Source organism: Novacetimonas hansenii JCM 7643 (assembly GCF_000964405.1).
In the GTDB taxonomy this organism is placed as follows: Bacteria; Pseudomonadota; Alphaproteobacteria; order Acetobacterales; family Acetobacteraceae; genus Novacetimonas; species Novacetimonas hansenii.
In genome coordinates this window covers 1-13190 of record NZ_BANE01000040.1, presented here as the reverse complement: position 1 = coordinate 13190, position 13190 = coordinate 1, and the positions used below count along the sequence as shown (strand labels likewise).

The following is a 13190-nucleotide window of genomic DNA, read 5'->3' as shown; positions in this document are numbered from 1 at the left end:
AAAGGCAGCACCCAAAAACTTTTCTTATTTTTTATCAATGAGTTATCTTCAAACACTCCCTAAGATTTCACCCTTATCAATCCATCACCCGAAACGACCGGTAATGTAATCTTGCGTACGGCGCTGCCGCGGGGCGGTGAACATGCGGTCCGCCGTTTCGACCTCCACCACCTCCCCCATGTAAAAGAACGCCACCTGATCGGCGCAACGCGCGGCCTGTTGCAGGTTATGCGTAACGATGGCGATGGTGAAATCCGCCTTCAGTTCATCAAGCAGTTCCTCGATCCGCGCGGTGGACACGGGGTCAAGCGCGCTGGTCGGTTCGTCAAGCAGCACAACTTCGGGCCGGGTGGCGATGGTGCGCGCAATACACAGGCGCTGCTGCTGCCCACCTGACAGGGCGGAAGCTGATGCCCCAAGCCGGTCTTTCACCTCCGGCCACAAGGCGACGCGACGCAGCACGTCCTCGACACGGATATCCATATCCGCACGCGACAGACGTTCGTGCAGCCTCACACCAAAGGCGATGTTGTCATAGATCGACATTGGAAACGGCGTCGGCTTTTGGAACACCATGCCCACACGCGCACGAAGGACATTAAGGTCCACGCCCGCGCCAAGGATATTGCAGCCATCAAATATGACCTCCCCCGTCGCGCGCTGTCCCGGATAAAGGTCATACATGCGGTTGAGCACCCGCAGCAGCGTGGATTTGCCACACCCCGACGGCCCGATCATGCCGGTGACCTGGCGGTCCGGGAACTCGATCGAGATGTTTTTCAGCGCATGGTGCGCACCATAATAGAAATCGAGGTTGCGGACCGAAATGGCGGCCCCCGTCCCATCCGGCACCTGCCGTGTTTCTTCCACGTTCATTTCCTGTTACGCCCCAACCCAACCCTGACGGCGATATTTATCATCAGTATCCCTGCCGTAATCAGCATGGCGCCCGTCCATGCCATTTGCGTCCAGTCGGGATAGGCGGAACCCGCATATTGGTAAATGGCGATCGGCAGGCTGGCCATCGGCGCATCGGGCCGCACGGACCAGTTCATGTTGCCCAGCGACGTGAACAGCAGCGGCGCAGTTTCGCCCGACACCCGCGCCAGCGCCAGCAGGATGCCAGTCGCGACCCCGTCCCGTGCGGCACGCAGGCAGATGAACAGCACAACCCGCCAGCGCGGCGCCCCCAGCGCAAACGCCGCCTCACGCATGGCAACGGGCACAAGGCGCAACATATCCTCCGTCGTACGCACCACCACCGGCACCACCAGCATCGCCAGCGCCAGCGCCCCGGCAATACCGGAAAAATGCCCCGATGGCACCACGACGATCATATAGATGAACAGCCCGACAAGGATGGACGGCGCCGACAGCAACAGGTCGGATACAAACCGCACCGCCCCCAGCAACCGCCCGTCCGTCGCCGCGAATTCCGCAAGGTATATCCCCGCCAGCAGTCCGGCGGGCGCACCGATCAGCACAGCAAGCCCCGTCTGCATCAGGCTGCCGACGATGGCGTTGGCCAGGCCGCCACCATGCCCGGGCGCAAGCGTGATATGGGTGAAGGTCCGCCACGAAATACCCGCCAGCCCGTTGCGCAGCAGCACGAACAGGATGGATGTCAGCATCAGCAGGACCAGCGCCGTGGCGATATGGCAAAACCCCGTCGCCACACGATCGGCAAGGCGCCTGCGTGCATCGAACGCGCCATCACGCCGCCAGCCCGCCCCGGCGCACCCCACCCCGGCACAGGGCGCATCAGCCGTACCGGATGCGCGCGCGTCCCCGGCAAGCGGCGCATCAAGGCGCGGGGATGTTTCGCGAATATCCATCACTTGCCCGTCCGCGCCGAACGCAGCAGCCAGCGCGAACATATCAGCGTCGCGAATGAAATCACCATAAGCAGGAACCCCGCCGCCATCAGGGATGAGAATTTCAGGCTTCCCATCGCACTTTCAGGAAATTCCAACGCAATCAGGGACGCAATCGTGTTCCCCGGCGAAAACAGGGACCAGCCGATATGATTTGCATTGCCAATGACAAAAGTGATGGCCATCGTCTCGCCCAGCGCGCGCCCAAGCCCCAGCATGATCCCGCCAACCACCGCCGTGCGCGACCATGGCAGAACGATGCGGCGCATCACCTCCCACCGCGTCATGCCCAGCCCATAGGCGCTCTCCTTCAGCACGGCAGGCATGGAGGTGAAGACATCGCGCATTACCGCCGAAATGAATGGCGTGATCATGACCGCCAGGATGATCCCCCCCGTCAGGAAGCCCGTGCCGTACGGCGCCCCCCGGAACAGCACGCCAATTCCGGGCAGACGGCCAAGCGAATGGGCGGCCGCAGGCTCCACATACCGCGCCATCAGCGGCACTATGACCGAAAAGCCCCACATCCCGAAGATGATCGACGGCACGGCGGCAAGAAGCTGGATGGCGGTGCCGATAACATTCGCCAGTCGCGCCGACGCGATTTCCGTCAGCCAGAAGGCAATCCCGAACGCCAGCGGCACGGCGATCACGATGGAGATAAGCGCCGTGACAAGGGTGCCGAACACCGGGGCCGCCGCGCCGAAATGCTGCGTTACCGGGTTCCATGCCGGATCAAGGATGAACCCCGGCCCAAAGGTGGCAAAGGCCCCGCGCGCGCCCCATGCCATGACCGCAATCATCCCGCCCAGCCCCAGCAGGATCAGCAGGGCGCTGCAACGGACGATACCGGCAAAAAGTGCATCCCCCCGTGCGCGCGTGCCCCCCGTCAGGGAAGCAGAGGATGTTATAGACCGATCCATACAGAAGACCCCCGCCGCATCCGGCGCTTCGTCATGCCCATGTGTCACCTGTGTCACCCCCGGCAGGCCTGACGCCCGTCAGGTGCGATCCCTGCCCGGACCATTACTGGACCGGCCCTCCTTCCTGCAACCGTCATGGGCCATGCAGCGCGGCTTTTTACATCAGGGCGGCGCATTCCTGCCGGCCCACGCCGTCTCACGCCACGCCTGCGGCATGCAGCAGCAGGTCACGGGCCACGTCCCGGCAGGCATCGACACTGACACGATCCAGGACAAATGCATTGGGGGCGATATTATTTTGACCGCTGCCGATCGGAACCAGCGTCCCGCGCGTCAGTTCCCCCCGGCATTCAACACCCAGCCGCGCCATATGACCGCCAAATAACCGGGGACACAGCAGCGACACCACAGCCACCGCCGACGCCATTGGCACAGCCTGCGCACCCGCACCGCGCAACAGGTCATGGACCATGCCACCGGCACAGCCACGCCCGGCAAGGGCGGCCACCTGCTCCATCCATATCCCGTCTGCCGTCACCCGCGCGACGCAATCACGCGGCAGCACTGTCACAGGCACACCGGATGCAAGGACGATGGCTGCGGCCTCCGGGTCGGCATGGATATTGGTATCCACGCCGAAGCCACCGACGCCAGGGCCATCCCCCCCGCCCGCATCGGCAAGGATCACGACCCCATGCAGATGCAAGGCAAGGCGCGGTTCCTGCATCAACGCCAGCGCAAGATTGGTCAACGCACCGGCGCAACAGACGCTGACACTGTCGGCGGGACGGGCCATGGCATGACGGATCATCGCCACAGCAGGCAGCTCCGCCTCCCCCAGATCAACTCCAGCCGCATCCCCGGTTGCATCGCCGGTTGCATCCCCGGCCCCGTTCCGGGGGCGTGCCCACGCATTGCCCACCGCGAACACCGGCAGGCCACTGCCGCCATGAACGGGGATGTCCTGACGCCCGGCCTTTTGCAACACCCTGCGCGCAAGCTCCGCCGCACGGCGCGCCTGCTGCGCCCCGTGTCCCCCCGTTGTCACCAGCACGGGGTCGAGCATGTCAGGAACCTGAAGCGCCATTACGAGCGCGGCCATATCCTGTGGTGCGCCAGTCAGGTCCAGGAGGAGGGGACGGGTCATGTCACGGCTTCCGTCTTTGTTCACAAACAGTATCGGGGGTGTGGTGGCCTCTTGTGCGGCATCCGTCAACATCTGCCATGCATGCGCCCCGTTCTTCATACATCATCACCGCACACAGGCTGTTTCAAAACCCCACCCGTGCAACGTCGCATAAATCATAAAGAAGCTTTTGATGAAGATTTCCCCAAAAAAGCTTCCATGACCGCCATCACCAAAAAAGGCAGCCCTACCCTGTAATCATCAAGGTGGATGGGAATATTTTCACATCTACCTTCACTCCCGACCACATTCAAAAGACAGCGCCGTTCAGGAAAAGTTACGGTCCGAACACTTTGATGACTGTTTTATCAACCGCCATTTCCAAAACGATTTCATGGCCCCTCATGCCGCACCGGCAGCCAGTACAATGCCCGCCGCAACATGAGGTCCATCCCCCACCATAACAGGACCGTCATCGCCGACAGCACCAGCAGGGCCGCGAACATCAAGTCCGTCTCGAACCTTGTATTGGCCGTCTGCATCAGGAACCCCAACCCCGAAGACGCCCCCACCCATTCCCCCACAACGGCGCCAATCGGCGCGATGGCGGTGGCGACCCGCATCCCCGATGCCAGCGCCGGAAGGGCGGCGGGCAGGCGCACATACAGCAGCACCCGCCATCGCGACGCCCCCATGGTACGCGCAAGGTCGATCCAGTCCGCCGGGGTCTGGCGCAACCCGTCGGCAAAGGAAGATGTCACGGGAAAAAAGATGACCAGCACCGCCATCACGATTTTCGACGCCATCCCGAAGCCGAACCACAATACCAGCAACGGCGCGAGGGCAAAAACCGGCACAGCCTGACTGAGCAGCACCAGCGGCATGGTCCACCGCCGTACCGAAGGCGACAGCGCCATCAGCAGCGCCAGCGCTCCCCCACCACAGACACCCAGCACCAGCCCGCACAATGTTTCGACCAGCGTGGTCAGTGCGGAGTCGCCCAGAAGGGCGCGTTGCCGCCACATGGCCCGCGCCACCGCATCTGGCGCAGGCAGCAGGTAGGGCGGCACATGACCCCAGCGCGCAATCCCCCACCAGACACATACCAACCCGAACAGCGTCACCAACGGACGCAGGAGTCGCGCGGCCATTGTCATGACGCCAGCATCCGCCGCCACAGATCTGCCTGCGCCGACAGCAGCACAGGATCATCCACGGCGCGCGGGATATCCATCCCCCCCGACAGGGGAAGGGACAGCGGCGAAAGCCGGACAGGCGCGCCCCCCATCATGAACAACGCCTGCGCCATGCGACAGGCCTCCAGCGGGTCATGTGTAATCAGGATGGTCGTACATCCCGACAGCATCCGCGCTGCAAGTTCGTGCATCCGCAGGCGTGTAAGGCTGTCCAGCGCGGAAAATGGCTCGTCCATCAGGACAACCGGCCTGTTTTCATACAATACCCGCGCAAGCGCCACGCGCTGCCGCATGCCCCCGGACAATGCTGACGGCAGGGCGGTGCGTGACGCCGACAGCCCCACCTGATCCAGCAGGTCATGCGCACGGGCACGGTCCGGCGGCTCGCCACGCAGGCGGCTGCCCAGCATGACATTGTCATCGACACGCGCCCATGGCAGCAACATGTCATTCTGCCCCATCCAGCCCACCCGACCGGACAGCGGCAGGCCATCCCCGGCAGAGATGCCCCCGGTATCGGGCACGATCAGCCCCGCCACCAGCCGCAGCAGCGTCGTCTTGCCAATTCCGCTGCCACCAAGGAGGACCGTCAGGCGTGCGGCGGGAAACGTGCCATCCAGATTATCGAAAATACATTGCCCATCCATCGACAGGCCCAATCCCCGCACCATGACCGCAGGGGCATGGCCGACCACGGACGCCATCACTTGCGCCGGGATGGATAGGCGATCCCCAGCGCGTCGCGCGCCTGCGTGGCAAGGACATCGACGCGTTCGTTATTTTCATCGCCCGCATGGCCACGCACCCATTGCCATGTGATGTCATGGCGCGGCGCAAGGTCAAGCAGGCGTTGCCACAGATCCATGTTCGCCACCGGGTCGCCGGACGCATTGCGCCACTTGCGCCGCACCCATCCGGTGGACCAGCGCGTCATGCCATTGCACACATACTGGCTGTCGCTGTGCAGGATGACCTTGCATGGACGCTTCAGGCTGGCGAGAGCCTCCGCCACGGCGGTCAGTTCCATGCGGTTATTAGTCGTCTCCGCCTCGCCACCCGTAATTTCACGCTCCTGCCCGCGAAACTGCAACAGCGCGGCCCATCCCCCCGGCCCCGGATTGGGCTTGCACCCCCCATCGGTCCAGATCAGCACCACGTCATCGTCGCGCGTATCCCCGCCGGGCGTCACCTTGTCCATCACAACCATTCCAGCGGGGCGGCACAGGTGCGGAAAAAACGCAGCCGCCCAAGGTAATCGAGGGGGTTTTTCGGCGTGACCAACGCGTCAGGCGGCGTGTTGAGCCAGTCATACAGACGCGTCAGCAGGAACCGCACGGCAGCCCCCGTGGCCAGTACCGGCAATGCGGCACGTTCCGCGGCATCCAGCGGACGCACGCTTTCATACCCACGCACCATCGCCCGCGCCCGGTCAGGGCGGAACGTGACGGTTTCGTCAAAGCACCACGCATTCAGCGAAATGGCGAGGTCATAGGCAAACCAGTCGGTGCAGGCGAAATAGAAATCAATCAGGCCCGACAGATGCCCGTCGATGAAAAACACGTTATCAGGAAACAGGTCGCCATGGATCTGCCCGCGCGGCAGGACCGGGCGCGCGCCCTGCCCCGGCCATGACGGCCCGATGAACGCCAAGGCATCATCAATTTCCGCGATCAGGCCAGACTGCACCTGATCGCCCGTCGCACGGCATGAGTCCAGCAGCGATGACCATGCGGCCGGCCCCATGCTGTTGCGTCGCTGCGCGGTGTATCCTTCCCCATCGCGATGCAGGCGCGCCATCGCCGCCCCCACAGCCTCGCAATGGGGAACCTCAATCCGGCGCGGCCATGCGCCCTGCAGGAACGTGGTAATGGCGGCCGGGCGCCCCGCAAGCGTCCCCAGCGTGACGCCTGCGCGATCAGCCACCGGACGCGGGCACGACAGCCCGCGCTGCGCCAGGTACTGCATCAGCCCCAGGAACCACGGCAGTTCATCAGGATTTACCCGCCGTTCATACAGCGTCAGGATAAAATCCGCGCGCGTGGTACGCAGCAGGAAATTGCTGTTCTCCACACCTTCGGCAATGCCATGGCACGAGACCGGCTCGCCAATGTCGTAGCCCCCGACGAACTTAGCCAGTTCATCGGGGGGGACGTCCGTATAGACCGCCATCGTCGGTTACAAAAAAATCAGCCGAGCGGCGCGGGCAGGCGGAAGGTCACGTTCTCTTCCTTGACGGTGCGTTCCTCGATCTCCAGCGTGAAACGCTTGGCAAGGGCGGCGACCATTTCCTGCACCAGCGATTCCGGCGCGGACGCGCCCGCCGTAATCCCCAGCGTCTTCACCCCGTCCAGCGCCGACCAGTCCAGCGCGTTCAGGCGCGGCACCAGCAGGGCGCGCGGCGCGCCACTGCGTTCAGCCACTTCGCGCAATCTCTGGGAGTTGGAGGAATTGGGCGAACCGATCACGATCACAAGGTCACAGCCCGGGGCGATCGCCTTGACCGCTTCCTGCCGGTTGGTGGTGGCATAGCAGATATCCTCGCGCTTCGGCCCTTCGATCAGGGGGAAACGGTCACGCAGGATATCGACAATTTCCGCGGTATCATCAACCGACAGCGTCGTCTGCGTGATGAAGGCAAGGCGCGCGGGATCGGCCGGCTGGACCGTGCGCGCTTCCTCCGCATCATTGATCAGCGTGACCGCGCCGGGGGGAAGCTGGCCCATCGTGCCGACGACCTCTGGATGGCCGGCATGGCCGATCATCAGGATGTGGCGGCTTTCGGGACCACCATCGGCGAAATGACGTTCCGCCTCGCGATGCACCTTGGACACGAGGGGACAGGTCGCATCCAGATACAGCAGGTTGCGGCGCATGGCCTCCGCCGGGACGGTCTTGGGCACGCCATGGGCGGAAAAGACCACGTGACCGTCGGAGGGAACCTCGTCCAGTTCTTCCACAAAAATTGCGCCCTGCGCCTCAAGCGCTTCCACAACGGTGCGGTTATGGACGATTTCGTGCCGCACATAGACGGGCGCGCCATAACGGCGGATCGCTTCCTCCACCACGCGGATCGCGCGATCGACCCCGGCGCAGAAACCGCGCGGCCCGGCAAGCAGGACCTTGAGCAGGCGTGGCGACACGTCAACGGGGGCGTGGGCATCGGGAGTGTGAATCATCTGGTCGGGCATGGTGTTCCCCAAACATCCGGCGGGCGGTATAGGATACGGGCCGCGATCTGTTACAGTTCCGGTCCCGCATCGCGATGCAATGACCCGGCCCTACGCAAACCGTGGCGATGGCGCAAGCCATTTCCCGTTCATTCTAGCCTATTCTCATATATATGTCCTCCCCACCGTGACGGGACATTTACATGTCCGCGTTACGATGCCCGATTGCATGCCAGGCGTTTGAACCGCCATTATCAGCCCGCCACCCGTAGAGCCCATGTCGAGCACGAAAGCCCGGAACTCCCGCATGATTTCTCATTTTCCCACCCGCGCGTCCCTGTCGTCCCGCGCCGCGACCTTTGCGCGCGTGCTGAGCCTGCTGGCGTTGCCGCTGCTGGCGGCGGGATGCCAGAATGAATCGGATTCGATTTCCTTTGCCCCGGCATGCCCGGTGGTGGAAATCCCCGGCGAGGCCGCCGATTATTACCAGTATACCGGCAGCGAACATGACCTGTCGCACCTTGTGGTCCGCGCCGCCCTGCGTGAGGTCGTCGGTTCGTGCGAGGACGGGGCCCACCGCACCGTCGTCACCAACATGCAGATCGGACTGCATGTCGTACGTGGCCCGGCATCCAAGGTCAATTTCGTCAATATCCCGTATTTCGTCGCCGTCGTGTACAATGGCGAAATCAAGAGCAAGAAGCAGTTCATCGCGCATATTGAATTCGACAATGGCGACCTGCAAAAGGCCACCAGCACACGTAATATCCCCATCACCCTGCCAATTTCACGACGCATCCATTCCGAACAGTACCATATCGAAATCGGATTCCAGCTCACCCAGGCGCAGCTTGATTTCAACCGCGCCCATCTGGTGATGCCTTCGTTCCACAAGCTCTGATCCTACCGCCCTGCCCGGCGCATCCGGCACGCCCGGCGGGGCTTTCCCCCCATGCCCCTGCCAGCATGGGAGGGGGCGCATGCAGGGCCGCCCCTTTCCTTTTTTCCCCATCCGCGCGATGGAACGTCACCCCCTTTCACAGCAACAGGCCAGCGATCCATATGAAATCGACGCGCATGTCCCGGGAACTGTCGTTACGCGGCATTGTACTTGGGGCACTCATCACCCTCGTCTTTACCGCGTCGAACGTCTATCTGGGGCTGAAGGTGGGACTGACGGTCGCATCCTCCATCCCTGCCGCCGTCATTTCCATGGCTGTCCTGCGGGCGCTTGGCGGGTCCAGCGTCCTTGAAAACAACATCGTGCAGACGCAGGCCTCCGCCGCGGGGGCGCTGTCATGTGTTTTCGCCGCGCTGCCCTCGCTGATCATGATCGGCTACTGGCAGCATTTTCCCTTCCTTGAAACCACGCTCATCTCTGCTGCGGGCGGCATGACGGGGGTGCTGTTCACCATCCCGCTGCGGCGCGCCATGGTCAATGAAAGCGCCCTGCCCTATCCCGAAGGGGTCGCAGCGGCGGAAATCCTCAAGGCCGGGGAAAAGGACACCAGCCCGGCCGCCCTGCGGGCGTTGACGGGTGGCGGCATGATCGCGGCGATCATCACCTTTGCGTCCACCGGGTTGCGACTGCTGGCGGAAGACGCCTCCGTCACGCTGACATGGGGCAACGCGGTCTTTCGCGGGTCATGCGGGTTTTCCCTTGCGATGCTGGGCGCGGGCTATCTGGTGGGGATCGGGGGCGGGCTTGCCATGCTGCTGGGCGCGGTGCTGGCGTGGGGGGTGTTCGTCCCGTTCCTGACGGCGCATGAGGCCAATCCCGATCATCTGCCCCCCACCGCCCACGCCACAATCGTGTGGATGCATGACGTGCGCTTCATCGGGGCGGGCATGATTGCCGTGGCGGCCATCTGGACGCTGGGCTGTATGATGGGACCGATCATCCGTGGCCTGAGCGCCAGCCTGCGTGCCACCTCCATTGGCGGCGCACAGGCCGATAATGACGCGGACCTGCCGCTGCGTCAGGTCGGGTTGCTGTCCGCGGGTATCGGCATGGTGCTGCTGGTCATGTTCATCGCCTTCCTTGCCCCCTTTGGCGGGGTGAATGCGGGCACTGTCGGGCTGGCGCTGGTGGGGATGCTGTGCTGCATGCTGATCGGCTTCCTTGTCGCGGCGACGTGCGGATACATGGCCGGGATCGTGGGGTCGTCATCGTCCCCCATTTCGGGCATCTGCATCGTGGCGGTCATCCTGCTTGCCTCCCTGTTCGTGGGAATGCGCGCGGTCGGGCTGTTTCCTGCATCGGTGGGCGACCATGGCGGCATTGCCTTTTGCCTGTACATCCTGTCCGCGCTGACCGCATCGGCGGCGATCTCCAACGATAACCTTCAGGACCTCAAGACCGGGCAACTGGTGGGGGCGACACCGTGGCGCCAGCAGGTCGCACTGCTGATCGGGTGCGTGACCGGCGCGCTGGTGATCCCGCCCGTGCTGAACATCCTTTACCAGACCTATGGCTTTGTCGGGTATCTGCCCCATCCGGGCATGGACCCGACGCACGCGCTGGCGGCGCCACAGCCCGCGCTGATGATGATGATCGCATCGGGCATCTTCCTGCACCAGCTTGACTGGAACATGCTGGCCATTGGCGGGGCGCTGGCGGTCGTGGTGATTGTCACCGACCTTGTGCTGCGCCGCCATGGCCGCACGCTACCGCCGCTGGCGGTGGGAATCGGCATTTACCTGCCTGCCGCGGTCACGGTCACACTGGCGATTGGCGCACTCGTCAGTTGGGTCTGCGCGCGGCGGGGGGCCAACGCACATTCCTCACAGATCGGCACCATGCTGGCATCGGGGCTGATCGTGGGGGAAAGCCTGATGGGGGTTACGCTGTCGGCGGTGGCAGGGTTCGCCGGACGGGACAGCGCGCTGTCGATCATGCCCGCAGGTATCCCAGCCGTCGTGCCGGACATCGCCGGGGCCATGGTTTTCGCCGCAATGTGCGTATGGTTCGCACGCTATGTCCTGCGCGCGCGATAGGGCGGAGGACAGGAGACGATCATAAGGTGATCGAAAGGCGAATCGCCTGCGGCGGCCTGCCCCCCAGGCTATGGGCATGGGTCAGGATATGCATCTGCCGCACGCCACACATCGGGACGCCACACATCGGGCGATAGACCTCGCCCGTCTATGATGGCAGCATCGGGGCATGGCATTACGATTCAGCGAACTTGACTTCCCACGCCCGAGCAAGGAACGGCTTTCCCTGCGCTTCGGGCAGGTTTCCACCCTGCTGGACCAGGGCCGGCGCACGGAGGCGCTGGGCCTGTTCGATACGATCCGCCGGGATTACGAAAGCTGGTCGGCAATGACCGACCTGCGGTTTTCACAGGATACGACCTCGGCCACCAACAAGGCGGAACGTGATTACGCGGATTCGCTGACGCCCTATGTCACCGCGTTCGAGGTCGCGATCAAGCGGCGGCTGCTTGATGACCCGGACCAGCAGGCGGTGCATGCGACGCTGACGCCGCATACGCTGGAACTCTGGCGCACGGACATCACCACCTTCGATTCGCGAATCGCCGACGCGCTGGAGGAGGAAGCCCGGCTGAGCGGTGAATACACCGCGCTGATCGCCTCTGCCCGCCTGTCGATCGACGGACGCCAGGTCAACCTGTCCGGCCTTGCCCCCTATGCCGAAAGCACCGAACGTAACGTACGCGAACAGGCAGAGCGTGTGCGCTGGGCATTCTTTGCAGACAATGCGCAACAGTTCGACACGCTGTTCGACCGGCTGGTGCATGTGCGCGCCGATATGGCCAGCGCGCTGGGGTATGACGCCTATACCTCCCTGGCCTATCGCCGGATGCGACGTGTGGATTATGGCCCCCACGAAGTCGCGCGCTTTCGCGAGGATGTGCGCACCCATGTCGTGCCGCTGGTGCAGCGTATCCTCGAACGCCGTCGCACGACGATGGGATGGGACTGCGTATATTCGTGGGATGAACCGCTGATCGACCCGCATGGCAACCCGCGCCCCATCGGCGGCCACGACAGGCTGGTAGCACAGGCGCAGGTGATGTTCGACCGCATGGGTGGCGACCTTGGCGAATTCTATCGCCAGATGCGCGAAGGCGGCTTCCTTGACCTGCGCAACCGCGATGGCAAGGCCGGGGGCGGGTTCTGCACGTCCTTTCCCACGGTGGGGATGCCGTTCATTTTTGCCAATTTCAACGGCACGCAGCACGATATCAACGTCTTCACCCATGAAATGGGCCATGCCTACCAGAACTGGAAAAGTCGCGGCCTGCCTGCGGTGGACCTGTTATGGCCGACGATGGATGCGGCGGAAATCAATTCCATGGCGCTGGAATTCCTGACCTGGCCGCATATGGACCTGATGGTCGCCCCCGGCGAGGCCGAACGTTTCCGGCAGATGCACCTGATCGGGTCGCTGTCGTTCCTGCCCTATGGCGTATGCGTGGATCATTTCCAGCACGAAATCTATGCCCGGCCGGACATGTCCCCGGCCGAACGCCACGAGCTGTGGCGTGACATGGAACGCCGGTACCTGCCATGGCGGGATTATGGCGGGATCGCCCACCCATCCGCCGGGGGACGGTGGCAGGCACAGGGGCATATCTACCGCTCGCCCTTCTATTACATTGATTATGCACTTGCGCTGTGCTGCGCATTGCAGTTCTGGCAACGCAGCCGTACGGATTACAAGGGCGCCCTGCATGAGTATGTCGCGCTGTGCGAACGTGGGGGATCGCGGCCCTTTACCGGGCTGGTGCTCGATGCGGGGCTGACCTCCCCGTTTCAGTCCGGTGCGCTGGCAGATACCGTGCGTGAGGCTGCGCATTACCTTGGCATGACGCCGCCGGAACCATCAGAAACTGTTTGAAAACAAATCATTGATAAAAAACAGGAAAAGTTTTTGG

The 13190-nt window shown here is 63.4% G+C and carries 12 protein-coding genes; 3 read left to right on the top strand and 9 right to left on the bottom strand.

All coding sequences use genetic code 11. The annotated features are described in order from the left end of the window. Positions 1–84: 84 nt before the first annotated feature. The 9 genes from pstB to ispH form a co-directional block, all read right to left on the bottom strand. Positions 85–876, bottom strand: a complete 792-nt coding sequence (pstB, locus tag B7G66_RS02680) for a phosphate ABC transporter ATP-binding protein PstB (RefSeq protein WP_003620845.1) — start codon at positions 874–876, stop codon at positions 85–87. Beyond that, positions 873–1835 carry a phosphate ABC transporter permease PstA gene (gene pstA, locus B7G66_RS02675; RefSeq protein ID WP_110550139.1) on the bottom strand — a complete coding sequence of 321 codons (963 nt, stop codon included), beginning with the start codon at positions 1833–1835 and terminating at the stop codon, positions 873–875. The genes pstB and pstA overlap by 4 nt, the downstream gene beginning before the upstream one ends. Continuing rightward, entirely contained in the window at positions 1835–2797 is a 963-nt protein-coding gene (gene pstC / locus B7G66_RS02670) for a phosphate ABC transporter permease subunit PstC (protein WP_040512110.1), read from the bottom strand. The genes pstA and pstC overlap by 1 nt, the downstream gene beginning before the upstream one ends. A 196-nt stretch (positions 2798–2993) precedes the next feature. Further along, on the bottom strand, positions 2994–3944 hold the full coding sequence (locus tag B7G66_RS02665) for a nucleoside hydrolase (protein WP_040512113.1): 951 nt from the start codon (positions 3942–3944) through the stop codon (positions 2994–2996). A gap of 371 nt (positions 3945–4315) precedes the next feature. Continuing rightward, positions 4316–5080, bottom strand: a complete 765-nt coding sequence (locus tag B7G66_RS02660; protein WP_196760723.1) for an ABC transporter permease — start codon at positions 5078–5080, stop codon at positions 4316–4318. Then, positions 5077–5823 carry an ABC transporter ATP-binding protein gene (locus tag B7G66_RS02655; RefSeq protein ID WP_003620854.1) on the bottom strand — a complete coding sequence of 249 codons (747 nt, stop codon included), beginning with the start codon at positions 5821–5823 and terminating at the stop codon, positions 5077–5079. The genes B7G66_RS02660 and B7G66_RS02655 overlap by 4 nt, the downstream gene beginning before the upstream one ends. Then, a complete protein-coding gene (gene rnhA, locus B7G66_RS02650; protein ID WP_003620855.1) occupies positions 5823–6317 on the bottom strand; it encodes a ribonuclease HI in 495 nt (164 codons plus the stop codon). Before rnhA ends, B7G66_RS02655 begins: the two co-directional genes overlap by 1 nt. After that, positions 6317–7288, bottom strand: coding sequence for a homoserine kinase (locus B7G66_RS02645; RefSeq protein WP_003620857.1), 972 nt, complete (start codon positions 7286–7288; stop codon positions 6317–6319). The genes rnhA and B7G66_RS02645 overlap by 1 nt, the downstream gene beginning before the upstream one ends. 17 nt (positions 7289–7305) lie before the next feature. Next, on the bottom strand, positions 7306–8295 hold the full coding sequence (gene ispH, locus B7G66_RS02640) for a 4-hydroxy-3-methylbut-2-enyl diphosphate reductase (RefSeq protein ID WP_225578831.1): 990 nt from the start codon (positions 8293–8295) through the stop codon (positions 7306–7308). Between the two features lie 298 nt (positions 8296–8593). Here ispH and B7G66_RS02635 point away from each other — a divergent pair, with 298 nt between their 5' ends. From B7G66_RS02635 to B7G66_RS02625, 3 genes are all read left to right on the top strand, one after another. Next, positions 8594–9187, top strand: coding sequence for a hypothetical protein (locus B7G66_RS02635; protein WP_003620861.1), 594 nt, complete (start codon positions 8594–8596; stop codon positions 9185–9187). A 161-nt stretch (positions 9188–9348) separates the two neighbouring features. Next, positions 9349–11283 carry an OPT family oligopeptide transporter gene (locus B7G66_RS02630; RefSeq protein WP_003620863.1) on the top strand — a complete coding sequence of 645 codons (1935 nt, stop codon included), beginning with the start codon at positions 9349–9351 and terminating at the stop codon, positions 11281–11283. Between the two features lie 169 nt (positions 11284–11452). Next, the gene (locus B7G66_RS02625; protein ID WP_003620864.1) at positions 11453–13153 is read left to right on the top strand and encodes a M3 family oligoendopeptidase; all 1701 of its coding nucleotides are present in this window, start codon (positions 11453–11455) and stop codon (positions 13151–13153) included. Positions 13154–13190: the final 37 nt, after the last annotated feature.